The following is a 26,034-nucleotide window of genomic DNA, read 5'->3' as shown; positions in this document are numbered from 1 at the left end:
GTCGTTGTGCGATCAGACGCCCACGGCGTCACGGATGTGTTTGCGCATGCGGCGTGCGAGGTATTCGTTCGCATTGGCTTTGCGAGCTACTGTGTCCATGCGCAGCAATGGGCGATAGCTGGCCCGGCGAACGAACAAAAGGACTGGGCGCACGTCGACGCCACCCGTACCTTGGGCCGCCCATATGCCGGGCGGCAAGTGGCCGCTACGCCCACCCCTCAGCCGGCCATAAGCGACGAAGTAACGACGACCGGCGACCTTGTCGTTGCCCTTGTGCAACTTGGCTTGGGTCCGGCTGGACATGTTCGCGCGGTACCCCTGCTCACCAAAGGCCTGGAAGTAGCTGAGCAACTGAACAAGAAATGGGCCGCGGATATTGCCGCGGCCGTCGTCGCTTCCGGGGTACGGTGTCGCGGGGATCACCGTTTGATATCCCGACGGCAGAATGCCCGCCTTGCGTAGCGACACTTCGCTGCGTTTGTCGTTTCGGCGCCCACCGTGTGCCTGCGCATCGAGGATCTTTTGAGGATCGATGCCCTTGCCGCCCGCGTAGGTCGGAAGAACGGTTGCAGTGAGCTTTTCCGGCGTCGCCATTTGGACGCGCGGACTACTCGTGATGTAGGTTGTCGGTCTGTCGAAGACGCTGCGCATCTCGTTTTGCATCGTCCGCCGGATCTGGAACCCGGTGTCGTTGATCGCCTTGGCCATGGCTTGGCGCGTCGCTGGACCGCTGAGCTTGTCCATCAGCTTTTGGACCTTTTCCAAGCCCTGCAACTGGATATTGACTTGCATCTCAGTTGGCCGACGGGGTAGGTCGCTTGCGCGAGAACATCACCCCGACCAGATTGAACGTGGCTGTGATCAGTTCTTGTGCGCAGTAATCGATACGGCGGATCTCGTTGCCCGTCGTGAACCCATCCAGTCCGCTGGTGGCAAGCGGGTCCGCGATCGAACGCATGAAGTCGCTCTGCGACTGCTGTTGGATCGCAAATGCCTCAAACACATCGCCACCCGATTGGTCGGGGGTAGCCTTGACGACCACATAACCCAGCGAGTGGGCCATGGCCTGGAGCACGGTGACCTTGCCGGTGAGATGCTGCAACAGCAGTTGCTCAGCAGGAGAAAGGTTGTGGGTCTCGTTGGACGGACTGATCTTTTTCTCGAGCGAGCTCAGCGGCATGTCCATGGCATGAGCCAGAGACTTGAGGCCACCGGGGTAGCTGTGAGCGACTTGGTAGGCCGCTGACTTGACGTCGGTGCTCGGCAACACGGCGGGAATGACCTCGTCTACGCCATAGGCGAGGCCGGGTGGAACGGAAATACTGGCGCTCATTCAGTCACCTACAAACTCAATGAAGCAAGAAAAACAATCGGCGTGGCCGCAATTTCCGAGTGATATCAAGCTTGAACTGGCATTGAAAAGAACTCGAGCAAGGTGCTTTTTGCGATGGCGCGAGCTACGCATTGGCTGTTCCGCTAACAGGATCGCAAACAGAAAAAGTTGACCCATGGTTTGGAGACGATGGAGGTGGATCACTCCAAAAATGAGACGGCAGGTGCTCACGTGCAACGGCCGCGACAACCCTGTCTTCGATTCGCGGTGGAAGCGGATCAGGCCAGCCACTGATTGCCTGGGGCGTAACTCCCAGCTTTTGAGCGGCGACTCGGCGACTACCGCCGAGCAACTTGATTGCAGTCGTTTTCAACATCGCTGCAGTTTAAAGCATTCTTTAATCAATGCCAACCATGCTTACAGCGTATGAAAGTATGCTTTCGTCAATGACATACGGTGAACGCCTTGATCAAGCCCTAAAACTCGCGGGCAAGGATGCAAAAAGCCTAGCAACTGAGCTGGGCGTTAGCGTGCAAGCTGTTTATCAAGTGATTTCCGGAAAGACCAAGGCACTTACAGCAGAGAACAGTGCCTTTGCCGCTGTCTACTTAGGCGTCAGCTCCGTCTGGCTTGCAACTGGAAAAGGCGCTCCGCACACGGACCGGCATCTCCAAGCTGAGAGTGCCAATCAAGCCACAGGAAACTCAGGAAACTGGCCATTCCGTAGGGTCAACCATCAGCGGATCTCCGCGCTCCCCGAGGAGGCGATCGAGTTCATAGATGAGAACCTCGATGCTCTAGTACAGCAATGGGAGCGGAAGGTCTTAGATAAGAAACGATCAATCGGCTAGCGCAAAGATCTACCTGTTTCCCAGCCAGGACAGGCCCAGCAGTAGTGGGGATGAGGGCTAGCGCTTCCCTTGCCGGGCCAGGCTGAGACTTCAGTCGTTATTAGGACCATGTTTTGAAGATGCTCCCAGGAAGCATCGACAAGACAACTTCGCCTGAAAGTAAAGAATGCTTTACAGATAAAAGTAAAGCATGATTTAATCCCTCCATCTTCACAGATGGAGGACTCATGTCGCACCCTCAACCGGTCACAGCCCCGGAAAGCGCTGTCAACGCCGAGTACCGCACAGATCCGCCCGAGGATCCAAACAAGCCGAACGTCATCAAAACGCTGGCTTGCATCTCATGCACGGCCGGGCTGCTTATTCTGTACGTCCATGTGTTGCGTGGACTGGAGTTGCTGCCATGAACATGCGCGAACTTCAAGCCCTCGGCCATCAGGATCTGCTGGCCTACACACACCCTCGATCGCTGGACCAAGCCTTTGGCCGTCACATCGACTCGAGTGAGGTTGTTGCGGCACCTGGTGCGCACACGCCTCGCTGGCAAGGTTTTTGGCCGACATCTCCCACTGACGAGCAGATCGTCACAAACAACCTCGTCGCATATCGGGACAGTCCGTTGCCTGAGCCTGCGTTCGGGTTTCGTGCCGCCGGCGTTTGTGTGGGCCTGGCCGTCGTCATCGGGCTGTTCGTGATCGGCCTGGACGTCTTTCTTTGGCGTCCGAACTGACCGGACAGGGAAGGGCGATGGCATTTCGACTGCGCATCACGGGCACCGTGATTAGTTGCGAATGCCGCTACGGCACGACCGGTCGACCGGTTCTCTGCATCGAGATCCAGGCCGCAGACGACCAGGTCGTCAAGGCCCTGCACCACTACCCCGACTCAAGCAATGCCAGCGGCCATGCCGCTCGATCTATGGCCTCACGAATGCGCAAACAGCGCGTGGAAATCGAGGCCGTCAACCCACGCTTTCGCAGCAAAAGACTGGACTGCGAAGCGACCTTTATCCATCTGCCGGATACGCCGGCATCACTCCGCAAGGACCTTCAATGAACACGAAGACTATCAGTCCACCCGGGATTCTCGGGAAGGTTGCGTATGAAGCCGCCTTCAACTTGATGTCACCGGAGCAAAAGCTTGTTTGTCCAAAGTGGGACCAACAGCCTGAGCACACTCAACGCGTGTGGACGGAGATTGCGTCCCACGTGCTGGCTTGGTACCTGAGCAATGAGCCCACCCTGGGCTTGCAACAGGCCCATGACATGGCCAATCGCTGCATCGCACTGTGCCGCCAGCTCTCCGAGCAAGGCCAGATCGGCAGCCGTGTGCCTGCGTGGCTGAACATCCTGGCACTCCAAGCCGTGACCGGTTCTAGCGGCATTGACAAGGCAACTCCATTCAGCAAGGAGTTGCACTGATGTCGGTCGTCAAGAACCCCCTCATCAAGCGCCGCGTGCGCATTCATGACGACGCTCAGCGTGCAAATGGCGAGCGACTGCTGGAGGCCGGCGCAATCGCCACGATCACGCGGACAGGCAAGGCAGGGAAGTACCGCATGAAGGTCGATGGTTTCGACGCCGAAATCTCCTTGCCCATGACTGACTTCACGGTGCTTCCAGACGATGTGGTTTCCGAGCTGGCAGCGGGCGGCGAGCTGCGTCTGGTGCAGATTAGCGAAGTTGTCGAAAGCCGGACCAACCCGCGCACCTACTTCGATACGGAATTCCTGGACGAGCTGGCAGCCAGCATCAAGGTGCAAGGTGTTCTGCAGCCTATCGTGGCCAGGCCATTGCCTGCCGCACGCCTCGAGGAGAGTTTTTCCGACCATATGGCCCGCCACGGCAGAGGCGCAAAGAAGCCAGGGTACGAGGTTGTCCTGGGTCATCAGCGGCTGCGCGCAGCCAACATGGCAGGGCTGCGCACTCTGCGTGTCCTGGTGCTGAAAATGACGGACAGCGAAGCGCTGATCGCTCAACTGGTCGAGAACCTCAAGCGCCGCGACCTGCATGCGATCGAGGAGGCCGAGGGTTATCAGCTGCTGATGGCCGAGTCCGCATTGACCATGGACGGTGTGGCCGAACATGTCGGCAAGACGACATCGCATGTCCGCACTCGACTCAAGCTGCTCGATCTGGGGCCGGAGGGCCGCTCGGCACTCATCTCCAAGTCGATCAGGGTGAGCCTGGCCCAGTTGCTGGCACGCGTGCCTGGGCCGTTGCAGGCCGAAGCCTGCAAGGCCTTTACCCAGACGCATGCGAACCGCACCATGTCGGTTGCTGAAGCACAGGACTATCTGAAGTTCAGCCATCGGTTGCAACTGCGGGAAGAAGAACCCTGGGCCAATGCAGAGCTTTTCATCGACCCGAATGAACAGGCCCAGGCAGAGGTTGCTCAGGCTGCGGCCAGGCTGATTGACCAAGCACGTGAGCGCGGTCTGGAGGTGGTGGAAGGCAAAGCCGCCAAGGCCATTCTGCCGGCGGAAGGCGGTCCGATGAACGGCTACGTCGACCTGGACGAGGTCCGCAAAATCAACGGCCGGGAACAGTCACTGCGCGAGGCCCTTCATGGGCAAGATTTCACGCCGATGGTTCTGGTGACGTCGACGTCGCGGGCGCTGGAGATCATGCCGGCGAGCACTGTTGGACAAATGCTGGTGGCGATCGACAAGAGGGCCGCTCAGGCAGTCCAGGCCGAGGCCGAGGTGCCCAGCAAAGCGAAGCTCGCCGAGCTGTATGAACGTACCTGGCGGCCGCGCGCCATCGAGGCGCTCTGGGTCGAGATGCGGGACAACATCGAGGTTGAGAGCGATACCTGCACCATGCGTGAAATCGCGCTGATCCTCACCCAGGATATGACAGCAGAGCAGCGTGACTTGGTTGCCCGACTTCTGGAGGTGGGTGAGGTCGCCAAGACGGACGGGATCCGTGATGCGGTGCGCACGTGGAGCGGTCGAGACGACATCCTGGCTCTTGTGATGTTGCTGGTCATGGTGAAGGACTGGCCCGGCCGCGGCTCGGTACCGACCACACAGAACCGGATCAATGCGATCGCGGCCGATATGGGGCGCCAGAACATCGTGACTAAGGCCCAGAAGGCGGTTAAGGCTGAAATGACGGCGCAGGCTAAAGAGTCGGCCCTGCCGGCCCAGACAGCCGCCGCCAGGAAGCCTGCCAAGACCACCCAGGCCGAAGCCGCGGCAGGCATTGCTGCCGCTTTGCGTGAGGCTGAGGCCGTATCGCCCAACGACTTCAAAGTGGGCGAGCACGTGATGATCAAGTCGGACCAATCAGTGGATGGGCGAGTGCATTTCACACGTCGGGAAGTGGGGCGCATCGAGCGGGCAAAAGATGCCTCGGCCTGGATCGTGTCGTGGAAGGACGGTTCGAGCAACTCCGATCCCGTTGAGCTGGCGATCAATTACACCGAGCTCGAGCACATGCAAGGGGGCGACGCATGACTTGGATCCTCACAAGCCAGGGGCACGAGTTCGACCTGGCACTCGACACCACGAATCTGTACGTGCTGGACGACATTGCCAGCGCCCTGGCACAGATCAATCGGTTTACCGGTCATGCCCTGCGGCCCTACAGCGTGGCCGAACACAGCTTGCTGTGCGCCCATATCGCGCAGCAGCAGGGACTACCGGCCATCGTCCAGGCTGCCGCACTCATGCACGACGGCCACGAAGCTTACGTGGGCGATGCGAGCAGCCCGGCCAAAGCGGTGCTGGGCGATGTATGGCGAGAGTTTGAAAACCGGCACATGAAAGCGGTTCGCGAGCGTTATGGGTTGGTCGAAACGTTCGCGAAATACCGCGCGACGCTTCACCACATCGACCTTATTGCTTTGGCCACAGAGCGACGTGACCTCATCGAATACGAACCCGGTCGCTCGAGCATCTGGCCGTCGCTCGATACAAAAGGTCAGGAGGTTACCCCTTGGTCGACCGATCTGACAGCCCTGCACCGTGTTCGCCGCAACTGGGCGACCTGGCGCGAAATGTTCATCAACACCTACCGCGACCTCGAGCACGCTGCTCGCGCGGAGACAGCAGAAAGGCAGGCCCGGGTATGAGCTGCGCACTTGATTTATCCAAAGCTCCGGAACTCACCCGGCAGCACTTTCCGGATCTTGTGGCTTGGCCTGAAGGACAGGCATCGCAGCCACGACGCGTTCTAGTCATCGGCTTGTGCCGTGACTCGATGCTCTGGTACTCGGACATGGTCGGCTGCATGGTTCCCTTCGAAGGGATCTGGGCAGAGGCTTACCACTCGCGGGAACCGGCCGGATTCACCAACATCGTTCACTTTGGCGACGCGGTGCCGGCGCTCTATACCCGCACGGGGAAGGTGATTCCGTTGAGCAGTCAAGTCAACAAGAAATCGGCGAGGCCTGCATGAGTCGTCTTACACAGAACCCGCGACTGGATTTAGCCGTCACGCTCAAATTGAATGAGCCAGAGATCCGTGCGCTTGATGCACTGGCTGGATATGGATTCATGGCATTTCTTGACGTGTTCTATAAACACATGGGACGGCACTATCTGGAGCCTCACGAGGAAGGATTGCGCTCTCTGTTTGAAGTCATCAAAACAGACCTGCCACCGATCCTGCATCGTCTGGATGCAGCGCGCCAAGCCTTTGCGTTGAACAATCCTGTCATCAGGTCCAAGGAAGAGCATGAGTCGATGATCAAGAGGTTGATCGAAGATTCACAGAAGGGGGAAGCCTCAATTGCCAGCCTGGTCGGGAAAGGTGGTGCAGCATGACCATCACCCGCGAAATCCGACATGGACACCTGTTCTGCGGCGCCGGTGGCGGTGCCAAGGGCTTCAACAAGTCCAAGCCATCCATCGGCGTCATGATCGGCAAGATGCGCTGCGTTGGTGGCATCGACAACGACCCGGCTGGTATTGCTGACTTCGAACGCGAGTCCGGCGTAAAGGGCACCCTGATGGACCTGGCCGATAGCCGCCAGTATGAAGCGTTCCATGGACGCGAACCTCCATCTGAATGGCGTGAGGCTACGACGGCGGACATACATCGGGCATTTGGCTGGGAGCATCCGCACATCCTATTTCTGTCGGCACCTTGCAAGGGTTTCAGCGGCTTGATGCCCAACAGCAAGAGCATGACCGCGAAGTACCAGGCTCTCAATGAACTCACATTGCGCGGGATCTGGCTGACTCTCGAAGCCTACAAGGACGACCCAGTCGAATTGATCCTTTTCGAGAACGTGCCCCTGATCGCCACACGTGGCAGGCACCTGCTCGATCAGATCGTTCAACTGCTGCGAAGTTACGGCTATGAGGTAGCCGAGACGACCCACGACTGCGGTGAACTGGGTGGCTTGCCTCAAAGCCGGCGACGCTTTCTACTTGTGGCCAGGCACGCAGCGAAGGTGCCGCCTTTTGTCTACGAACCGGTCAAGCGACGACTGCGCAGCGTCGGAGAGGTGCTGGAACGCATGCCACTACCGGGCGATATCGAACGGGCAGGCCCTATGCATCGCATCCCTTCACTTCAGTGGAAGACCTGGGTTCGGCTGGCTTTCGTGGAGGCCGGCAGCGACTGGCGAAGCCTCAACCGTCTGGCGGTTGAAGATGGCCACCTCCGAGACTACTTGGTGATGCCCGACGCAAGACATGGTTACCTCGGCGTTCAGAATTGGCAAGACACGTCGGGGACGGTCACCAGCCGTGGCGGGCCCACAAATGGCAGTTTCTCGATCGCTGACCCAAGGCCACCCGCCGGCGCCGCCCAGTATCAACAGTTTGGAGTGATGCATATGAGCGACACGGCCGGAGCGGTGATCGGCGTGAAGTCGCCAGGGCAGGGGACATTCAGCGTAGCCGATCCGCGACACGCGGGACCAGCCAAGCACAGCAACGAGTACCGCATCGTGCCATGGGCCGGCCCGGCCGGCGCAGTCACGAGCGCCCATGGCTCGGGGCAGTGTGTGCAGGATCCTCGTGGCGGCATCGATCCAGATCTGCTGCATGGCAAATACCATGTGACCCCGTGGGGCGAGCACTCGCGCACCGTGATTGCCGGCAATGCCAATGGGGCGTTTTCCGTGGCGGATCCGCGTCCTGGCCTGCGACGTGAGAAAGGGGATAGCTACCTCACCGCTGGTCACTATGGGGTCATCGACTGGACACAGTCAGCCGGCGCCGTCAGCGGCTCCGCATGCCATGACAACGGGCGCTGGACGGTCGCGGATCCCCGGGCACTGGAATGTTCCACCCATGAACCACCAACCGACGTCGATTCCCTGGGGAAAGCGGAGTCTGGAACGTCCCCTATTCTGCAGGGTGCCGAAAATGTTCCAGCCTTGCCGAAGGCGACGGACAAGGTGATTTGCCGCATCCATGCACTTGACGGCACATGGCATCGACCCTTTACCACTCTCGAGCTGGCCGCACTCCAGTCGTACTACGACCCCGACGACGACTTCGAGCGTCGGCAGCTCATGGGTCACTTCAAGATGGACGGTGAGAACGATCAGGCTTGGCGAGAGCGGATCGGCAATATGGTCCCGCCGGATGCAGCCGAGGCGATAGGAGAGGTATTTGGTCAGGCGCTTCTACTGGCCTGGAGCGGCGAGACTTTCGTTTTGGGATCCACACCGATTTGGGTTCGGGATGTGGCAGTCGCTCTCAGCGTTCAAGGGGGTCATGCATGATTGGCACACAACGGACCGGGAATGTGCCCGGTGTAGTGATCAGCGCGGTATCTCATGAGGGGCTGAGCGTGACGGTCGATGGACGTCCAGCGCGACTCGCCATCGTGACCGAGGACGGCCAGGTCATCGCTGCCGGCGACTCGGTCGCGAAAGAGGCTGAGGCGGTGGCGGTCAACAACTACCGCAACTTTCTCAAAGGGCAAGGCTTTCTGCGCATTCTGAGCAAGCCAATCGAGCCTTCTGTGATTGCCGAGCCTATCCCGAAGCGAGCTGCTCCTCGCTCTCGAGGGACTCGGCGCTGATCCAGCGGCCCGTTCGATCTACACGAAGGAGTCGCGCGGTCCCGCCCCGCGCGACCAGCACGATATCCAGAATGGGATCCGGATCGTCCTCGTTGGGCCGAACGCCTCGGTGATAAACGATGATCCGCTCGAATGTGTCAGCCACCAACTGCCTCGCCTGGAGCCTTGCCTCCACTTCCTGAGCGTCGACGCCGGCGGCGAGCCTACCCCAAGCTTCATCTGCCCCAGTGAGATCCTGCCTGGCCATGCTGGCCAGATCACGTTCGGCCTCGGTCAACGCTTTCTGAGCGGCCTCGAGGTCGACCTCAAGCTGCCGGGCACGACGGGCAAAGGTCAGCGGGGTCCCTTCGCCGGCCGCAGCCAGCATGGCGTCGGTCAATCTTTCCAACTGTCGGTTGATGACGTCGACCTTTTCTCTTGCGGCCGCAACCCGCATCCTGGGGGCCTCGGATCGATCAGCTCCATAAAGAGCCTGGAGGTTCACGATGTCGGAACAATACGACATGATGGCCCGCTCGACTGGGGCGACGCTGACGCTCCCCGAAACCGCGCATCCTCCGCCGTATGACGCGGCGGATGCACACAACAATCTTCTGTAGCTGTCACGGATTCGGCCGTCAGGCAGTCTCTTTTTAGATGCAAGGTTCTGCCCGGCCATCGGCCGTCCGCAATAACCGCACACCGTGATGCCTATACCGGTGATCACGTGGGGAAGCTCACCTTTAACCCGCCGGCGACCATGCTCGGACGCGACTCTCTGCAATTCGTCCCACTCTGCCTCGCTGAGTAGGGCAGGGTAGTAATCAGGGAGCAGATACTGCTCGCCATCGAGCTCAATGGCCTTGTGGCCAGTGAGCCCACGCTGCTTGATCAGGCGATAGATCTGCTGGGAGTGGTTCTCCGTTCCGGTGCCGAAGAGCAGGAGGCCCTCGGCATTCAACTGTTCGCAGATTCGGGTGCCACCCCATCCACTCTGATAGAGATGGAGTATTCGCAATACGGCCGGGGCCCGGGCAGGATCGATTTCCCAGCCGGTTTCCGTTTCACGAACCCAGTGAGGATCTTTGCCCTGGCGGATGCGACCGCGAAAGGTTCCGGCCATCCATCCGTCGCAAAGACGCCGAATACTGGCCTTCACGCGTTTGCTTTTGGTGTCGCTTTCCTCGTGGGCCCGGATCATGACCAGCAAGCTGTAGACCAAATCCATCGGATTGGCCTTCAGGCGCTCGCGACTGTAGGCTTTTCCGTCACTGGCAGTGACGACTGTGATGCCGGCATTTACAATCTGCGCCAGTTGCGCCTGAGCCTGGATCGGTTCGGCGCGGGAGAGGCGGTCCAGCCCTTCCACGATCAGCACTGAGTCCTGCGGAACTCGGCCTTCCTCTACTGCCTTCAGAAACACGCCAAGCGCACCTGTCTTGACGTGGTGCTGGTGATACGCGGACAGGCCTTCGTCGCGTAGCGAGAGACTGCTGTCCAGCTGCAGCCCGTGTTCGGTGGCCCACTTGGCCGCGTACGCGAGTTGACGATCCGAGCTGCTGCCTACTGACTGCCTGGGATCTGAGAACCTCAAGTAGCTGTAGACCAACCCCGTAGATTTAAAAGAATTGATCCCCACTATGTCATCCGTCCTCGAACAGCCAGTCAAGCCTAAGCGTATAGGTATGGTATCATTGGGGTGCCCCAAGGCCCTCACCGACTCCGAGCTCATTCTCACGCAGCTCAGCGCCGAGGGTTACCAGACCTCCAAGACCTTCGAGGGAGCGGATCTGGTGATCGTCAACACCTGCGGTTTCATCGACGACGCGGTCAAGGAAAGCCTGGACACCATCGGTGAAGCGCTGGCGGCCAATGGCAAGGTGATCGTCACCGGTTGCCTGGGCGCCAAGACGTCCGAGGCCATGGGCGGCGAGGGCGGCGACGGCAACTTCGTGCGCAAGATGCACCCCAGCGTGCTGGCCGTGACGGGCCCCCATGCCACGCAAGAGGTGATGGACGCCGTCCACACCCATCTGCCCAAGCCGCACGATCCCTTCGTCGACCTCATCCCCGGGGCCTTCGGCGAGGCGGGCATCAAGCTCACGCCCAAGCACTACGCCTACCTGAAGATCAGCGAAGGCTGCAACCATCGCTGCACGTTCTGCATCATCCCCAGCATGCGCGGCGACCTCGTCAGCCGCCCGATCGGCGATGTGCTCAAGGAAGCAAAAGCGCTGTTCGAGGGCGGCGTCAAGGAACTGCTGATCATCAGCCAGGACACCTCGGCCTATGGCGTCGACGTGAAGTACCGCACCGGTTTCTGGGACGGCCGCCCTGTGCGCACCCGCATGCTGGAGCTGGCGCAGTCGCTGGGTGCCCTGGCCGAGCCCTACGGCGCCTGGGTGCGCATGCATTACGTCTATCCCTATCCCAGCGTGGACGAAGTGATCCCGCTGATGGCTCAGGGCCTGGTGCTGCCTTACTTGGATGTGCCGCTGCAGCACAGCCATCCCGATGTGCTGCGCCGCATGAAGCGGCCGGCCAGCGGCGAACGCAACCTGGAGCGCATCGCCAAGTGGCGCGAGATGTGTCCCGAGCTGGTGGTGCGTTCGACGTTCATCGCGGGTTTCCCGGGCGAGACCGAAGCCGAGTTCGAGCACCTGCTGGATTTCGTGCGTGAAGCACAGATCGATCGTGCAGGCTGTTTTGCCTATTCGCCGGTGTCCGGCGCCACGGCCAACGACTTGCCCGGCGCATTGCCCGAGGCCGTGCGCGAAGAGCGCCGTGCCCGGTTCATGGCGGTGGCCGAAGAAGTCTCGATGCAGCGTCTGCAGCGCCGCATCGGCTCCACCATGCAGGTGCTGGTCGACTCCGCACCCGGTCTGGGCCGCCGGGGCGGCGTGGGCCGCAGTTATGCCGATGCCCCCGAGATCGATGGCGTGGTTCGCCTGCTGCCGCCGGAAAAGATCAGCAAGACGCTGAAGGTCGGCGAGTTCACCCGTGCGCGCGTGGTGGCGACGGAGGGACACGATCTGGTGGCCGTGCCGATCTGATCGATCGAGGGGGAGGGTGGCGGCTGCCCGGAGCGGCCGGTTGTTCTCTGCAAGAGCAGTCACAGAGACAGAAAAGCGGCCGAAGAGCCGCTTTTTTTGGGTTGAATGCTTGGCGTGACGCCCATACGAAAAGGGCCGCAATTGCTTGCGGCCCTTTTGTAATTTTGGTGCCCAGAAGAGGACTCGAACCTCCACGCCTCTCAGCGCTAGTACCTGAAACTAGTGCGTCTACCAATTCCGCCATCTGGGCATCTCAGGAATGACGCTAGTATAGCAAGAGATTCAGGCCCATTCGGCTTGAACGCCAAATCCATGCAAGTTTTTTGTTTGAGAGGCCAAGACGCGCCGCTTTGGATTTTGGCGGGCAGGGGCGCGCCCGGAGTTGCAGGGCTGCTTCGATTTTTTATGCTTTAATGAAGCCATGTCACCGGCCCAGTGCGCAATCAAAAAGCCCCGTGAGTCGTTAAACTCACGGGGCTTTGAAATAGGTCTTGATGACCGTTGGTGCCCAAGAGAGGACTCGAACCTCCACGCCTCGCAGCGCTAGTACCTGAAACTAGTGCGTCTACCAATTCCGCCACCTGGGCATCTCAGGAAAGAAAGGTATCATATCATAAAGTTCAAGACTCCCACAACATCCGTCGAAGAATTCGAAGGAACCGTAGCCGGCCATCGCGATGGCCATGGTTTTGTGGTCCGGGACGACGGGGAGGGCGATCTGTATCTGTCGCCCAACGAGATGCGCGCCGTGCTGCATCGCGACCGGGTCAAGGCCCGCATCGTCGCGCACGATCGCCGGGGGCGTCCGGAGGGACGGGTCGTCGAGATCCTCGAGCGCCCTGCCCAGTGCATCATCGGTCGCCTGCTGCAGGAAAGCGGCGTGTGGCTGGTGGCACCCGAAGACAAACGTTACGGCCAGGATGTGCTGATCCCGCGCGGTGCGACCGGCTCGGCCAAGCCGGGCCAGGTGGTGGTGGTCGAATTGACCGAACCTCCCGCGCTGTATGGGCAGCCTGCCGGCCGGGTCAAGGAAGTGCTGGGCGAGATCGACGACCCCGGCATGGAAATCGAGATCGCGGTGCGCAAATACGACGTGCCCCATGAATTCAGCGAAGCCTGCATTGCCGAGGCCCGCGGACTGCCCGACAAGGTGCGGCCTGCCGACCGGCGCAATCGCGTGGATCTCACCGATGTGCCCCTGCTCACGATCGACGGCGAAGACGCGCGCGATTTCGACGATGCCGTGTACTGCGAACCCGCCAAGGTGGGCCGCAGCAAGGGCTGGCGCCTGCTGGTGGCGATTGCCGACGTCAGCCACTATGTGCAGACCGGCAAGCCCATCGACGTGGACGCCTACGAGCGGGCCACCAGCGTGTATTTCCCGCGGCGCGTGATTCCCATGCTGCCCGAGAAGCTGAGCAACGGGCTGTGTTCGCTCAATCCCGAAGTCGAGCGCCTGTGCATGGTGGCCGACATGCTGATCACCGCCAAGGGCGAGATCCACGCCTACCAGTTCTACCCGGCCGTGATGTGGAGCCATGCCCGCATGACCTACACCGAGGTGGCGGCCATCCTGGCCAACACCCGGGGTCCCGAGGCGTTCAAGCGCAAGGCGCTGGTGCCTCACTTCCTCAATCTGCACGACGTCTACCAGGCTCTGCTCAAGGCCCGCAATGCGCGAGGCGCGGTGGATTTCGAGACCACCGAGACGCAGATCGTCTGCGACGAGAACGGACGCATCGAACAGATCGTGCCGCGCACGCGCAACGACGCCCACAAGTTGATCGAGGAAGCGATGCTGGCCGCCAATGTGTGCGCCGCCGACTTCATCCAGCAGCACAAGCGGACCGGCCTGTTCCGGGTGCACGAGGGTCCGACGCCCGAGAAGAAGGACATCCTGCGCAACTACCTCAAGGCCATCGGCGTGGGCCTGACCGTCAGCGACGAGCCGAGCCCCGGCGAGTTCCAGGCGATTGCGGCGGCCACGCGCGAGCGGCCCGACGCGCAGCAGATCCAGACCATGCTGCTGCGTTCCATGCAGCAGGCCATCTACACGCCGATCAACAGCGGCCACTTCGGGCTGGCCTACGAGGCCTACACCCACTTCACCAGTCCGATTCGGCGTTACCCGGATCTGCTGGTGCATCGGGTGATCAAGTCCATCCTCACCAACACCCAGTACAAGCTGCCCACGCTGCCCACGCCGGGCGAAGCCTACGCCAAGCTCGAAAAGCGTCTGGCTCAGCGGGTGGCGCAGCCGGCGGTCAAGCCGACCAAGGTGAGTGCGTCGGCCTATGCCGAGCAGACGGCCTGGACGGCTGCCGGCCTGCATTGCAGTGCCAACGAGCGCCGGGCCGACGAGGCCAGCCGGGACGTCGAGGCCTGGCTCAAGTGCAAGTACATGCGCGAACATCTGGGCGAGGAGTTCGCCGGCACGGTCACGGCGGCGACGACGTTCGGCATCTTCGTCACCCTCGACAGCATGTATGTCGAAGGGCTGGTGCACGTCACCGAACTGGGTGGCGAGTACTTCCGCTTCGACGAGGCGCGGCAGGAGCTGCGGGGCGAGCGCACCGGCATGCGGTATGCCATCGGCTCGCGGGTGCAGGTGCAGGTCAGCCGTGTGGATCTCGATGGCCGCAAGATCGATTTCCGTCTGGTCCAGGATCCTGCGCTGGCCGCGCTGGATGGCGGCGGACGCAAGTCGAAGTCGGGCAGGGGCCAGCGTTCCGGTGACCGCGGCGCACGACCGGCGCCCGAAAGCGCCCCCGAAGAAGTGCCGGCGGCTGCAAACGACGGCTTCGAGGCGCCGCCGTCGTCGCAGCCCTCGCAGCCTTCCCGCAAGCGTGCAGGCCGCAAGTCGGCTTCTGCAAGAGGCGGGAACGCGAACCACGCGAACCACGCGGCCCATGCCCCCGAGGCCGTCCAGCCGACGCTGGCCAGTCCGGCGCCGCGCCAACGCAACCCCGGTGCCGAGATGTCGCCCATCGACGCGTTGAGGATGGCTGCGAAGAAGGCCGTGAGCAAGCTCAAGCCGCGCAACAAGGACAAGGCCCGCAAGCCCAGGCGCTGATGCGCCAGTGGAAAGGCCAGGTCGTGCATCCCCTCGGATGCCGGCCTGGCCTTTGCCGATGTACCTGGGCCCCGTGGCCCATTTTTTTTGCCCGTCTCGGGCACATGAGGAGACCCCATCATGCAGATGCAGAAAAAGACCGCCGTCGTGACCGGCGCAGGAACGGGAATCGGCCGCGCCGCCGCTCTGGCCTTGCTGGCCGATGGATGGCAGGTGGTGCTGGCCGGCCGTCGTGCCGAGATGCTCGAGGACGTGCGGCAGGCCGCGGGTGTCCATGCCGCCCAGGCACTGGCGGTGCCGACCGACGTTTGCGATCCGCAGGCCGTGCGCGCGCTGTTCGACCGGGCACTCGAGTCCTTTGGCCGTGTGGACCTCTTGTTCAACAACGCGGGCATGACCAATCCGCCCGGCTCGTTCATCGACTGGACGCCCGAGCAATGGCGAGGCGTGGTCGACGTCAACCTCAACGGCATGTTCTATTGCCTGCAGCAGGCTTTCCGCGCGATGCGCGACCAGACGCCGCAGGGCGGCCGCATCATCAACAACGGCTCGATCTCGGCGCATACACCGCGTCCCAACTCGGCGGCCTACACGGCCACCAAGCATGCGGTGGCGGGCCTGACCAAGACGGCCGCGCTCGACGGCCGGGCCTACGACATTGCCGTGGGGCAGATCGACGTGGGCAACGCGGTGACGCCGCTGGCCTCGCGCATGGCCCGGGGCGTGCCGCAGGCCAACGGCGAGATCGCGCCCGAGCCGATGATCGATGTCGACATCGTCGGACGTTCGGTGCTGTACATGGCCAATCTTCCGCTCGAGGCCAATGTGCTTTTCCACACCGTGATGGCCACCAAGATGCCGTTCGTGGGACGCGGCTGAGCGGGGCCGGGCGGCGGGCGGTCACGCAGCGCAGTGCGCGTCGCGCAGGAGGCCCGCAGCCGCCTTCGGCGGGTCAGGGCGTTTTTCTGCGCAGGCGGCTGACGAGCGTGACCGCGCCGAGCACGATGGCGCCGGCGACGAGGCCGACACCGGCATTGAAGAGCTGAGCCAACAGCAAGGCCTGGATGCCGCCGCCCTCGGCCAGCGCTTGCGCGCCGTGATGCAGCATCGGCACGCCATGTGCGAGGATGCCGCCGCCGACCAGGAACATCGCGGCCGTGCCCAGCACGGACAGCGTCTTCATGAGCCAGGGCGCGGCGGCCAGGATGAAGGCGCCCGCACGTCGTGCGCCGGCACTGCTGCGTTGACTCAGGTTCAATCCCAGATCGTCGAGCTTGACGATGCCGGCCACGAGGCCGTAGACGCCCACGGTCATGAGCAGTGCGATACCGGAGAGCACGGCGAACTGTTCCAGTACGGGCTGGCCCTGGGTCACGCCCAGGGTGATGGCGATGATTTCGGCCGACAGGATGAAGTCGGTGCGCACGGCGCCATTGATCTTGCCGCGCTCGAGTGCCACGGCGTCGGCCGGCGCCTGCTGGATGTTCTGCACATGCTCCTCGTGCTGGGCGGCCTGTTTCGCCGGAGGGTGCAGGAACCTGTGGGCGAGTTTTTCCGCACCTTCGAAACACAGAAACGCGCCACCCACCATGAGCAGGGGCGTGATGGCCCAGGGTGCGAACGCGCTGATGAGCAAGGCCAGCGGGACCAGGATCACCTTGTTGCGCAGCGAGCCCTTGGCCACGGCCCACACCACGGGCAGTTCGCGCTCGGCGGTCACGCCGGTGACCTGTTGCGCGTTGAGCGCGAGGTCGTCGCCCAGAACCCCGGCGGTCTTCTTGGCCGCCACTTTGGTCATGACGGAGACGTCGTCCAGCACGGTGGCGATGTCGTCGAGCAGGGCAAGCAAGCTGCCAGCGGCCATATCTATCCTCGGATCACAAGATGAACCATCATAGACCTTGCCGCCCGGCTGGGCGGTGGCTTTCGGCCGGGGACAGGATCAGTAATGGGGCGGCAGTTCGTCGCGGGGATCCTGCACGGCAGCGTCCCCGCCCGGTCCGGCGCGGTTGGCCTGTTCCTTGAGCTGGGCGACTTGCTGCGTCAATCGGTCGATCTGCTGCTGCTGGCGAAAAATCGTCAGGTTGAGCTGATCGAGCAGGTCTTCGGTGTAGCTGGCCTTGATCTCGAGCTCGTCGAGGCGCGGGCCGACGCGGTCTTGCGGGTTGATGTCCATGGGGGCTCAGTCCGGCTGGACCAGACGCAGGTAGGCCCGCCGGGTATCGGGCGAGACGGATTGGACCAATTGGTCGTAGCTCGTTTTATGGCGGGCGAGCATGCGTGCCGATGCAACGGTCTTGGATTTGCAGAACCAGTGGCAACTGTGCTGCATCAGGAACAGCTCGGCCGTCATGCAGAAGGCCTTGTCCTTGGGCGACAGGCCGCGGGCATTGGCCGCCGTCTCGTGGATGCCGCGGGCGTGGACGGCAAGCAGCTCACGCATGTCGACCGTGGCCGTGGGGAAAAGCTTGCTGGCGTAGGGCAGTGGCCACGACAGCCGGCTGACCCGGGCGTCGGCCGTGGGAACGGTGCGGAAATCCTGGGCAAACTTGGCGAACTGGCCCGCGAGCTCGCGTTCGGTGCCTTCCTGCAGCTCGAGGATCTGGCCGCGCCGCACGGCGTCTTTTTCGTCGAGCGCACGCATGTAGTTGTGCGTGAGCTGCTCCATCAATTTTTCGATGCGGTAGCGCCCCAGGTGGCTGGCCAGCAGGCGGATGCGCTGGCCTTGCTCGCGGGAGCGGACGATGTAGAGCGCAATGAAGGCCAGGAAGGCAGGCAGCAGGAGATCCATGGGCAGTATTCGTTGGCGTGGCGGCGGCAAAGCGTTGCAGTGTAGCGCGGTGAGCGGGCTGACGAGAGCCTGGGGTGGAACCGTGCAAGGGCAGGGGGCAAACGAGGCGTCAACGGAGGATGCCGCGCCGGCGCAGCAACGCCAGTCCGGCGAGCGCTGCGGCCGCGAATCCCGCACCGGCATAGAACGTGCCCTGGTGACCGATCACGTCCCACAGCAGTCCGGCCAGCACGCTGGCGATGAGCAGGGCCAGGCCGGTCAGCAGGTTGAACATGCCGAAGGCGGTGCCGCGCAGCTCGGTGGTGGCGGTGTCGGCCACGAGCGCCGCGAGCAGCCCCTGCGTGAAGCCCATGTGCAGACCCCACAGCACCAGCCCTGCGCCCAGGCCCCAGTAGCTGTCGGCCGTGGCCAGCACCAGGTCGGCTGCCAGCAGCAGCACCAGGCCCACGGCCAGCACGCCGCCGCGGCTGGTGCGATCGGACAAGGCGCCGGCCGGATAGGACGAGGCAAAGAACGCCAGGCCCATCAGCACCAGTACCGCTGGCGTCCACATCAGCGGCACGCCCATGGCCTCGGCCCTCAGCAGCAGGAAGGCCTCGCTGAAGCGGGCCAGCGTGAACACCGCGCCGACGCCGACCACCCACCAGTAGGCCGAGCCGAGTCGAGCCAGTTCGGTCCGGCTCAAGGGCGCCCGCACGCGCCGGACATGGGCAGGGCGCTCGGGTTCCTTGACGAACACGACCAGCACCGCCACGGAGGCAAACGCAGGCAGCACGGCAAACCAGAACACCGTGGGAAAGTGGTCGGCGGTGAGCCACATCAGTCCGATGGCCAGCAGCGGGCCGGTGAAGGCGCCGACCGTGTCGAGCGCCTGCCGCAACCCGAAGGCGGCGCCGCGCAGGTGCGGTGGCGTGATGTCGGCCACCAGCGCATCGCGGGGGGCGCCCCGGATGCCCTTGCCGATGCGGTCGACAAAACGGGCGCCGACCAGCCAGGCCATGGTGCCCGCCAGCGGAAACACGGGTTTGGTCAGCGCGGCCAGCCCATAGCCGGTAACGGCCAGCCACTTGCGTTGGCCGAGCTTGTCGCTCAAGGCGCCGGAAAACACCTTGGTGATCGAGGCCGTGGCTTCGGCAATGCCTTCGATCAGGCCGACGCTGAGCACCGAGGTACCCAGCACGGTCACCATGTAGAGCGGCAGCAGGGCATGGATCATCTCCGAGGAGATGTCCATCAGCATGGACACGAAACCCAGTGCCCAGACCCCGGTGGGAATGGCCCGCCAGCCCTGTCTCGGCGTTGGGGGCGCGGTTTCAACGGTTTTCATCGTGGGCCTCGAAGACTTGTCGGGCGTAGGCGTCGAGCAGCGCCTCGCAGGCACGGAGGTGGCGGGCTGCCTCTTCGGCGAGCGGCGCACCGTAGAAGTCGAGCTTGCCGATCTTCACCAGCCAGCTCTGCAGTTTCTTGAGGTCGGTGTCTTCCTCCTCGAGCTCGGCATAGGTGAACTTGTTCTGCGCACGTTCCTTGGCGATCTCGGCCTCGAAGTCGTTGCAGCGGCCGATGAACTCACGGTACTCGTCGTCGCGATCGGCCTTGAAGCGGGCCACGACCTTGTCCTCCTGGGCCCGGTCGAGCGCCACCGTTTCGAGGATCACGCAGTCGCCATCCTGCTCCGCGATGTCGTTTTCCAGCATTTTCAGGCGCCGCACGTGGTCGTCGGTCTTGGGCAGCAGGCACACGCCGTTCTGCAGATAGACCGCGCCCATGCCCTTGAGCTTGCGCCATAGCGCGACACGCCGGGCGGCCGGCTCCGGCGGAACCTTGTAGGTGATCAGCAACCAGTTGAGTTTTTCCATCGTTCTGAATGAATGTAACGATGGTTTCAATTCTATCGTATCGCAATGACGGAAAAAAGACAGGCAGACCGGTGCGATCGCCTGGATACGCCCTCAGCCCACGACCCGGACCACGTGGCCCTGCACGCAGAGCAGGGCCTGCTCGCCGGCCGCCGGCTGGAACGCCGATCCGCCCGTGAAAGCGGAGAAGGCGGGCAACACCGTCTGCCCTGGAGCCAGATGAAACGCAGGCCACCGCTGGCGCAGCGCCGGCAGGCGGCAGACCGGGTGCAGATGTCCGCAGAGCACATGGCCTTGCAACGTTTCCGTGGCATGGTGGGTCAGCACGAACGGCTCGAGCAGGTGGCCTTCCGTGTGGGATTCGATGGCCAGTTGCCGGTCGTCCAGTGCGCGGTCGTGGTTGCCGCGTACCACGTGCACGGCCACCTCGCCGTGCCTTTCGCGCCATTCCAGCCATTGCAAGAGCCAGTCCGATTGCGGCGGGACCGGACCGTGCAGCAGATCGCCGAGCACCCACAACTGGGCGGGCCGGCAGTGTTCGATCAGGGCCGAGAGCCGGGCCAGGTCATGGGCCGTGCCGCCGCGAGGCACGGGGATGCCTGCGCGACGCAGCACCTCGCCCTTGCCCAGATGCAGATCGGCCAGCAGCAGGCAGCGGCCTCGCGGCCAGAACAGCGCGCGCTCGGCATACGCCGTCAAGCGCGTGCCGGCCCGTTCGAAATCGAGGCTGGCGGAGGTCATGGGCGGGGTCGTTTCGAAGGGGTGTTTTTTGCTTCGAGCTGGTCGGCCGCGCGGCGCACGCGGACGTGCCATGCCTCGTTGCTGAACTGGCCCCTCAGGCTTTCGGCCCACAGCGAGAACGCCAGGGGCGTCAGCGAGGGCGGAAACATCACGGTCAATTCCCGGGCCGAGCAATCGGTCAAAGCGGCCTGCAGGCGGTCCAGCTCCAGTTGCTGTTCCAGCACCTCGCGCTCGGCCTGCGCCAGCAGCAAGTGCCCTGGATCGTAACGCCGCAGTACGTCGTACAGCAGTCCGGCCGAGGCCTGGAGCTGACGCATGGAAGGCGGGGCGCGTCCCGGCAGCGAAGGCGGCAGGAGTCCCGCCACACGTGCGACTTCTCGAAACTGGCGGCGAGCGAGTTCACCGAGGTTGAGGGCGTGCCGCAGACCGTCCTCGATGCCGTCGCTCGCCAAGATCTGGCGGACCAGGGTCTGCAAGGTGGCCGCACCGGTATCCGAGAGCGGGACCTCGGGCGTCAGCATGAAACCGTAGTCGTTGACCGTGTAGGACCAGGTATTGGGTGTCAGTTGGCTCCAGCGCCAGGCCGCCAGCGCCGCGATCCCTTCGTGAGCCGAGCGGCCCGCGAATGGGTAGACAAAAAGATGCTGGCCTCGTCGTGTGGCGATGAACTCGACCAGCAGCCGGCCCGGCGTGGGCAATCCGGACAACTCGCGTTGCAAGGCCAGCAGCGACGCCAGGGCAGCCAGTTCGGGATGCCTGCGGGCGGCGGTCCCCGGGTCTTGGGCATGCTGGCCGAGCAGGGTTTCGGTTTCGTGGGCGAGCTCGCTGGACAAGGGCATGCGCCCCCCTTGCCAGGTGGCGACCGGGCCGGACGATGCCTGCGGGCGTGCCTTGCGGACATACGCGGTCATGCCTTCGGTGCGGACCAGCTCCAGCCGCCGGCCGGCGAACTGGAACACGTCGCCGCGCTGCAGCCGCGCAATGAAACCTTCCTCGATCGTCCCCAGCGCCGCGCCGCGCAGCATGCGCACGGCCAAGGCGCCATCGGCCGCGATGGTGCCGATGGACAGGCGGTGGCGCAAGGCGATACGCCGGTCCTCGACGCGATGGATGCCTTCGGCATCGGCAACGACACGGTGGTACTCGGGATAGTTCTCCAGAGCTTGGCCGCCTTGCACGACGAAGTTCAGGACCGCTTGCCAATCCTCGGTGCTCAGGTCGGCGTAGGCATGCGTGCCCCGCACTTCGGCCAGCAGGGCGGCCGGCTCGAATCCTCCGCCCAGTGCCAATGTCACGGCATGCTGAGCCAGTACGTCGAGGCACAGGCGCAGGGGCTGCCGGCTTTCGATTCGGCCGGCCAGCAGGGCCGAACGAGCCGCGGCAAACTCGAGCAGGTCGAGGGCCTGGGCGGGGACGGCGGTCAGCTCGCCGGCTTCGCCGGGCCGGTGGCGAGCCCGGCCGGCCCGCTGCATGAGGCGAGCCACCCCCTTGGGGCTGCCGATCTGCAGCACCTGGTCGACGGCCGGAAAGTCCACGCCGAGGTCGAGACTGGAGGTCGCGACCACGCAGCGCACCGTGCCCTCGCGCAGGCCCTGCTCGGCGGCGGTGCGCAGGGCCGGATCCAGCGATCCATGGTGCAGAGCCAGGGTGCCGGGGCTGTCCAGCCAGATGGCACTCAGGGCCTGGTGCCACAGCTCGGCTTGCGCACGGGTGTTGGTGAACAGCAGGCTGGTGTTGCCCTGCTGCAGCCTGGCATAGACCTCGGGCAGTTGAGCCAGTCCCATGTGCCCGGCCCAGGGCAGACGGCGCTGTTCGGCCGGCATCAGGCTGTGGATGGCGACGCGGCGCGGTGCCACGCCGCCGACCAGCACGGCGTCGGGTGCATGCGGCAGCAGCACGTCGCGGGCCTGCGGCAGGTTGCCCAGCGTGGCGGAGAGTCCCCAGATGCGCAGCGTGTGTGCCGGTGCGTGTGCGCTTGCCAGTTGGCGCAGGCGAGCCAGTGCGAGCTGCAGCAGGACACCCCGCTTGTTGCCCAGCAATTCATGCCATTCGTCGACCACGATGGCGCGCACCGAGGCCAGTTGCTGTGCGCTTGCCGCATCGCTGAGCAGCAGCGACAGGGATTCGGGGGTGATGACCAGTACCTCGGCGCCACCGGTACGGGCCAGGCGTTTGTCGCGGGCACTGGCGTCGCCCGTGCGCATGGCCACCTGCCAGGACAGTCCGAGTTCCGTGAGGGGTTGCTGAAGGGCGCGCGTGGTATCGGCCGCCAAGGCCCGCAGCGGCGTGATCCACAGGGCGCGCAATCGGCCGCCGGGCGCGGATCGGCTGCCGGTCTTGGGTGTCGCCGAGGGCTTCGTCGATGGCGCGTCTGGCCGTCCCGCGGCTCGGATCGATTCTTCGAGCGCTTCGAGCAAGGGGCCGCCCCAGGCTGCCAGCGTCTTGCCGCTGCCGGTGGGGGTGTGCAGCAGGCCGGATGTGCCGCGTCGGTAATGGGTCCACACTTCACGCTGGAAGGGCAGGGGCTTCCAGCCGCGCGTGGCGAACCAGGCGGCCAGCCGTTCCTCTGCGTGCCGGCGCGGAGTCATGGAGCCAGCGCCTGCAACTGAGCCAGCGTGTCGGCCTCGGCGGCAGGCTTGTCGTGCCGCCACCGCAGGATGCGCGGGAAACGCACCGCCACGCCCGACTTGTGCCGGGCCGAGCGGTTGACCCCTTCGAAGCCGAGTTCAAAGACCTGAACCGCATCGACCGAACGAACCGGGCCGAAACGTTCACGTGTATGAGCCCTGATCCAGCGGTCGAGCGCCAGGATCTCGGCATCGTCGAGCCCCGAGTAGGCCTTGGCGATCGGCACCAGTTGGCCTTCGTGCCAGACCCCGAAGGTGTAGTCGGTGTAGAGCGTGCTGCGCCGGCCATGCCCCGCCTGGGCATACAGCAGCACGGCGTCGATGGTGAGTGGATCGACCTTCCATTTCCACCAGTCGCCGCGCCGCCGCCCCGACTGATAGGGCGCCGACAGCCGCTTGAGCATGAGGCCTTCGGTGCTGCGCTCCCGGGCCTCCAGACGCAACGCGGCGGCGGCGGGCCAGTCTGCCGCCGTCACGCGTGGCGAGGCCTGCAGGCGGCTGTGGTCATGGGCGGCGAGCAAGGCTTCGAGAGCGAGTCGGCGCTCGTGCTGGGGGCGGGCACGCAGGTCGACGCCGTCGAGTTCGAGCAGATCGTAGGCGACCACCCGAGCCGGCGCCTCGGCCAGCGTCTTGGGGCCGGGCTTGAGCCGCTGGATGCGTGTCTGCAGCGCCGAGAAAGGCAGAGGCCGTGGCTCGCCGGGCCGCCAGGCCAGCAGTTCGCCGTCGATCACTGCGTCGTGCGGCAGGCTGGCGGCCGCCTGTTCGATCTCGGGGAAACGGCCGTCCAGGCGCTCTTCGCCGCGCGACCACAGCGCCACTTCGCCGTGCCGCCGGATCAGTTGCAAACGGATGCCATCCCATTTCCATTCGAGCAGCCAGTCGGCAATGGGGCCCAATGCCTGCGCTTCGATTTCCAAGGGCGAGGCCAGAAAGAAAGGGTAGGGCTGCTGGCGGTCGGTGGCCCGTTCAGCCGGATCGAGCAACCGTTCGAGAAGGTCTGCCGAGGGGCTCCAGGCTCCCAGCATGCGCTGCGCGATGCGGGCGATATCCAGGCCCGAGAGCTCGGCCAGCGCCTGCTGAACCAGGCGCTGCGACACACCGACGCGAAGGGCGCCGGTCAGCAGCTTGTTGAAGACCAGCCGCTGGGCTTCGTCCAGTCCGCGCCAGGCGGCGACCACGACGGCACGGCGGACCTCCGGCGGCTGATTCGCGATCGGCAGGAGGTCTTCCTCGATCCATTGCGCCAGGCCGCGGTCGGGCAATGCCTGGCCGGCGGGCGGGTCGTCGAGCAGCAAGGCCAGTGTTTCGGCCAGATCGCCCACGGCGCTGTAGCTTTCGTCGACCAGCCAATCGGGCAGGCCGGTGCACTCGGCGATCCAGGCCCGCAGTTCGCCGCTGCCGGCGATGCGGCGTTTGGGGCCGGTGATCTTGCCGCCGACCAGCAGGTACATGGCCCAGGCCGCATCGTGTGCGGGCGCATCGCGGAAATAAGCCACCAGTGCACTGCGCTTGTCGAGCGTGGCGGTGCTGCGGTCGAGCGTGCGGTAGAGCGCGGCGAAACGGCGCATCAGTCGTCCTCGCTTTGCGGCATGGCCAAGGCATGGGCCTGCACGCCGGATTCCTGCAGCGTTCGCACCAGGGCATGGGTATCGCCGTGCGTCGCAATGATGCGACGTGCACCTGTTTCCCGGACGGTGCGCAGCAGGTCGGGCCAGTCGGCATGATCGGAAACCACAAAACCGCGATCGACATTGCGCCGCCGCCGGTTGCCACGCAACTGCATCCAGCCCGATGCAAACCCGTGCTGCGCTTGCCGGAAGCGCCGCAGCCAGGCACTGCCCGCTGCCGAAGGGGGCGCGATCACCAGCCGGCCCGCGAAGTCCGAGCCCCGCGGCGTTTCGCCGACGGGTTCGGTGGCCAGCATCGGAATGCCGGCCTGCCGGTACACCGCCACGCCGGCTGCAATGGCACCGTGAAGCAGGGCCGGCTGGTCGGTATGAGCCATGAGCTCGGCCAGCACACGCTGCGCCTTGCCCAGTGCGTAGCAATACAGGATGGCCGTTTCGCCGCGCGCTGCACACTGCTCTCGCCAGGCGACGATCTCGCGTGCCACACCGGCGGTATCGGGCCAGCGAAAGACCGGCAGCCCGAAGGTGGCCTCGGTGATGAAGGTATCGCAGGGCACGACCTCGAACGGCCGGCAGGTGGGGTCGGGCTGGCGCTTGTAGTCGCCGGAGACCACCCACACTTCGCCGTCCCGTTCGATGCGCACCTGAACCGAACCCAGCACGTGGCCGGCCGGGTGCAGGCTGACCCGTGTCTCGCCCAGCATGAAGGCCACGCCTTCGTCGTGAGGCACGTAAAGCTGATCGCCCAGCCGCCAGCGCAGGATGGGCAGGGTGTCCATGCTGCAGTGGTAGGTCCCCATGCCGCGGCGTGCATGGTCGCCGTGGCCGTGCGTGATGACCGCCAGCGGGACCGGCTGCAGGGGGTCGATGTAGAAACCGCCGGCCGGGCAGTAGAGGCCTTCTGGACGCAACTGAACCAGGTCGCGGGCGAGGTCCGGCCCAAGGTCCCGCAGCGGGCCATGCGGGCCGGCGACGGATACGGGCGGGGCGTCTGAATGTTCGCTCGGCATGCTCTCGATTGTGGCGAGGGCGGGCTCGAATCTCGGGAGCCGGCACGGCGAGCTGGGGTAGGAGCGCGGGCCCTGGTCGTGTCGGGGCCGGGCTACGGCGGAT

At 64.1% G+C, this 26,034-nt stretch carries 25 protein-coding genes and 2 tRNA genes; 13 read left to right on the top strand and 14 right to left on the bottom strand.

Annotated features, from left to right (window positions below; all coding sequences use genetic code 11):
- Positions 1-12 precede the first annotated feature (12 nt).
- Positions 13-792: a hypothetical protein gene (locus EC845_RS05795; RefSeq protein ID WP_123296215.1), complete on the bottom strand. Its 780-nt coding sequence runs from the start codon at positions 790-792 to the stop codon at positions 13-15.
- A 1-nt stretch (position 793) separates the two neighbouring features.
- The gene (locus EC845_RS05790) at positions 794-1,333 is read right to left on the bottom strand and encodes a phage regulatory CII family protein (RefSeq protein WP_123296214.1); all 540 of its coding nucleotides are present in this window, start codon (positions 1,331-1,333) and stop codon (positions 794-796) included.
- Positions 1,334-1,746: 413 nt separating this feature from the next.
- Between EC845_RS05790 and EC845_RS05780 the strand changes: the two genes are divergently transcribed.
- The 10 genes from EC845_RS05780 to EC845_RS05735 all read left to right on the top strand — a co-directional run bounded on the left by EC845_RS05780 (position 1,747) and on the right by EC845_RS05735 (position 9,173).
- Positions 1,747-2,184: a helix-turn-helix domain-containing protein gene (locus EC845_RS05780; protein ID WP_158615632.1), complete on the top strand. Its 438-nt coding sequence runs from the start codon at positions 1,747-1,749 to the stop codon at positions 2,182-2,184.
- A gap of 403 nt (positions 2,185-2,587) precedes the next feature.
- A complete protein-coding gene (locus tag EC845_RS05775; RefSeq protein WP_123296211.1) occupies positions 2,588-2,914 on the top strand; it encodes a hypothetical protein in 327 nt (108 codons plus the stop codon).
- Complete coding sequence (locus tag EC845_RS05770; protein ID WP_148077251.1) at positions 2,899-3,240, top strand: hypothetical protein; 342 nt, start codon at positions 2,899-2,901, stop codon at positions 3,238-3,240. Before EC845_RS05775 ends, EC845_RS05770 begins: the two co-directional genes overlap by 16 nt.
- Positions 3,237-3,605: a hypothetical protein gene (locus EC845_RS05765; protein WP_123296209.1), complete on the top strand. Its 369-nt coding sequence runs from the start codon at positions 3,237-3,239 to the stop codon at positions 3,603-3,605. The genes EC845_RS05770 and EC845_RS05765 overlap by 4 nt, the downstream gene beginning before the upstream one ends.
- Positions 3,605-5,644 carry a ParB/RepB/Spo0J family partition protein gene (locus EC845_RS05760; protein ID WP_123296208.1) on the top strand — a complete coding sequence of 680 codons (2,040 nt, stop codon included), beginning with the start codon at positions 3,605-3,607 and terminating at the stop codon, positions 5,642-5,644. The genes EC845_RS05765 and EC845_RS05760 overlap by 1 nt, the downstream gene beginning before the upstream one ends.
- A complete protein-coding gene (locus EC845_RS05755; protein ID WP_123296207.1) occupies positions 5,641-6,261 on the top strand; it encodes an HD domain-containing protein in 621 nt (206 codons plus the stop codon). Before EC845_RS05760 ends, EC845_RS05755 begins: the two co-directional genes overlap by 4 nt.
- Complete coding sequence (locus tag EC845_RS22075) at positions 6,258-6,587, top strand: hypothetical protein (protein WP_148077250.1); 330 nt, start codon at positions 6,258-6,260, stop codon at positions 6,585-6,587. Before EC845_RS05755 ends, EC845_RS22075 begins: the two co-directional genes overlap by 4 nt.
- The gene (locus tag EC845_RS05745) at positions 6,584-6,955 is read left to right on the top strand and encodes a hypothetical protein (protein ID WP_199739729.1); all 372 of its coding nucleotides are present in this window, start codon (positions 6,584-6,586) and stop codon (positions 6,953-6,955) included. Before EC845_RS22075 ends, EC845_RS05745 begins: the two co-directional genes overlap by 4 nt.
- Positions 6,952-8,871 carry a DNA cytosine methyltransferase gene (locus EC845_RS05740; protein WP_123296205.1) on the top strand — a complete coding sequence of 640 codons (1,920 nt, stop codon included), beginning with the start codon at positions 6,952-6,954 and terminating at the stop codon, positions 8,869-8,871. Before EC845_RS05745 ends, EC845_RS05740 begins: the two co-directional genes overlap by 4 nt.
- Positions 8,868-9,173, top strand: coding sequence for a hypothetical protein (locus EC845_RS05735; RefSeq protein WP_233597936.1), 306 nt, complete (start codon positions 8,868-8,870; stop codon positions 9,171-9,173). Before EC845_RS05740 ends, EC845_RS05735 begins: the two co-directional genes overlap by 4 nt.
- Here EC845_RS05735 and EC845_RS05730 read toward each other — a convergent pair.
- Entirely contained in the window at positions 9,127-10,761 is a 1,635-nt protein-coding gene (locus tag EC845_RS05730; RefSeq protein ID WP_233597935.1) for a recombinase family protein, read from the bottom strand. The two genes, EC845_RS05735 and EC845_RS05730, sit on opposite strands and share 47 nt — an antisense overlap.
- 31 nt (positions 10,762-10,792) lie before the next feature.
- Between EC845_RS05730 and rimO the strand changes: the two genes are divergently transcribed.
- Complete coding sequence (gene rimO, locus EC845_RS05725) at positions 10,793-12,205, top strand: 30S ribosomal protein S12 methylthiotransferase RimO (protein WP_123296204.1); 1,413 nt, start codon at positions 10,793-10,795, stop codon at positions 12,203-12,205.
- 165 nt (positions 12,206-12,370) lie between these two features.
- Here the strand turns inward: rimO and EC845_RS05720 are convergent.
- Both EC845_RS05720 and EC845_RS05715 read right to left on the bottom strand, forming a co-directional pair.
- Positions 12,371-12,455, bottom strand: a tRNA-Leu gene (locus tag EC845_RS05720).
- 252 nt (positions 12,456-12,707) lie between these two features.
- Positions 12,708-12,792, bottom strand: a tRNA-Leu gene (locus EC845_RS05715).
- A 23-nt stretch (positions 12,793-12,815) separates the two neighbouring features.
- On the opposite strand from EC845_RS05715, the gene rnr reads away from it, so the two are divergent.
- Positions 12,816-15,278, top strand: a complete 2,463-nt coding sequence (gene rnr, locus EC845_RS05710) for a ribonuclease R (protein ID WP_123296381.1) — start codon at positions 12,816-12,818, stop codon at positions 15,276-15,278.
- Positions 15,279-15,398: 120 nt separating this feature from the next.
- A complete protein-coding gene (locus tag EC845_RS05705) occupies positions 15,399-16,157 on the top strand; it encodes an SDR family oxidoreductase (RefSeq protein WP_123296203.1) in 759 nt (252 codons plus the stop codon).
- Between the two features lie 73 nt (positions 16,158-16,230).
- Here EC845_RS05705 and EC845_RS05700 read toward each other — a convergent pair whose 3' ends face one another.
- From EC845_RS05700 to EC845_RS05660, 9 genes are all read right to left on the bottom strand, one after another.
- Positions 16,231-17,142 carry a DUF808 domain-containing protein gene (locus tag EC845_RS05700; RefSeq protein WP_123296202.1) on the bottom strand — a complete coding sequence of 304 codons (912 nt, stop codon included), beginning with the start codon at positions 17,140-17,142 and terminating at the stop codon, positions 16,231-16,233.
- A gap of 78 nt (positions 17,143-17,220) precedes the next feature.
- Positions 17,221-17,454, bottom strand: a complete 234-nt coding sequence (locus EC845_RS05695; RefSeq protein ID WP_123296201.1) for a SlyX family protein — start codon at positions 17,452-17,454, stop codon at positions 17,221-17,223.
- 6 nt (positions 17,455-17,460) lie between these two features.
- On the bottom strand, positions 17,461-18,069 hold the full coding sequence (locus tag EC845_RS05690; RefSeq protein WP_123296200.1) for a hypothetical protein: 609 nt from the start codon (positions 18,067-18,069) through the stop codon (positions 17,461-17,463).
- Between the two features lie 109 nt (positions 18,070-18,178).
- Positions 18,179-19,396, bottom strand: a complete 1,218-nt coding sequence (locus EC845_RS05685) for an MFS transporter (RefSeq protein WP_123296199.1) — start codon at positions 19,394-19,396, stop codon at positions 18,179-18,181.
- Positions 19,383-19,925, bottom strand: coding sequence for a Chromate resistance protein ChrB (locus EC845_RS05680; RefSeq protein WP_123296198.1), 543 nt, complete (start codon positions 19,923-19,925; stop codon positions 19,383-19,385). Before EC845_RS05680 ends, EC845_RS05685 begins: the two co-directional genes overlap by 14 nt.
- 93 nt (positions 19,926-20,018) lie before the next feature.
- Positions 20,019-20,666, bottom strand: coding sequence for a ligase-associated DNA damage response endonuclease PdeM (pdeM, locus tag EC845_RS05675; protein ID WP_123296197.1), 648 nt, complete (start codon positions 20,664-20,666; stop codon positions 20,019-20,021).
- A complete protein-coding gene (locus tag EC845_RS05670) occupies positions 20,663-23,254 on the bottom strand; it encodes a ligase-associated DNA damage response DEXH box helicase (protein ID WP_123296196.1) in 2,592 nt (863 codons plus the stop codon). Before EC845_RS05670 ends, pdeM begins: the two co-directional genes overlap by 4 nt.
- Complete coding sequence (locus EC845_RS05665) at positions 23,251-24,861, bottom strand: ATP-dependent DNA ligase (RefSeq protein ID WP_123296195.1); 1,611 nt, start codon at positions 24,859-24,861, stop codon at positions 23,251-23,253. The genes EC845_RS05670 and EC845_RS05665 overlap by 4 nt, the downstream gene beginning before the upstream one ends.
- Positions 24,861-25,931 (bottom strand): ligase-associated DNA damage response exonuclease, encoded by a 1,071-nt coding sequence (locus EC845_RS05660; protein WP_123296194.1) that lies wholly within the window; start codon positions 25,929-25,931, stop codon positions 24,861-24,863. Before EC845_RS05660 ends, EC845_RS05665 begins: the two co-directional genes overlap by 1 nt.
- Positions 25,932-26,034 lie beyond the last annotated feature (103 nt).

Origin of the sequence: Comamonas sp. BIGb0124, from assembly GCF_003752175.1 — a bacterium.
Classification (GTDB): Bacteria; Pseudomonadota; Gammaproteobacteria; order Burkholderiales; family Burkholderiaceae_C; genus Comamonas_F.
This window is presented reverse-complemented; position numbering and strand designations above follow the sequence as displayed.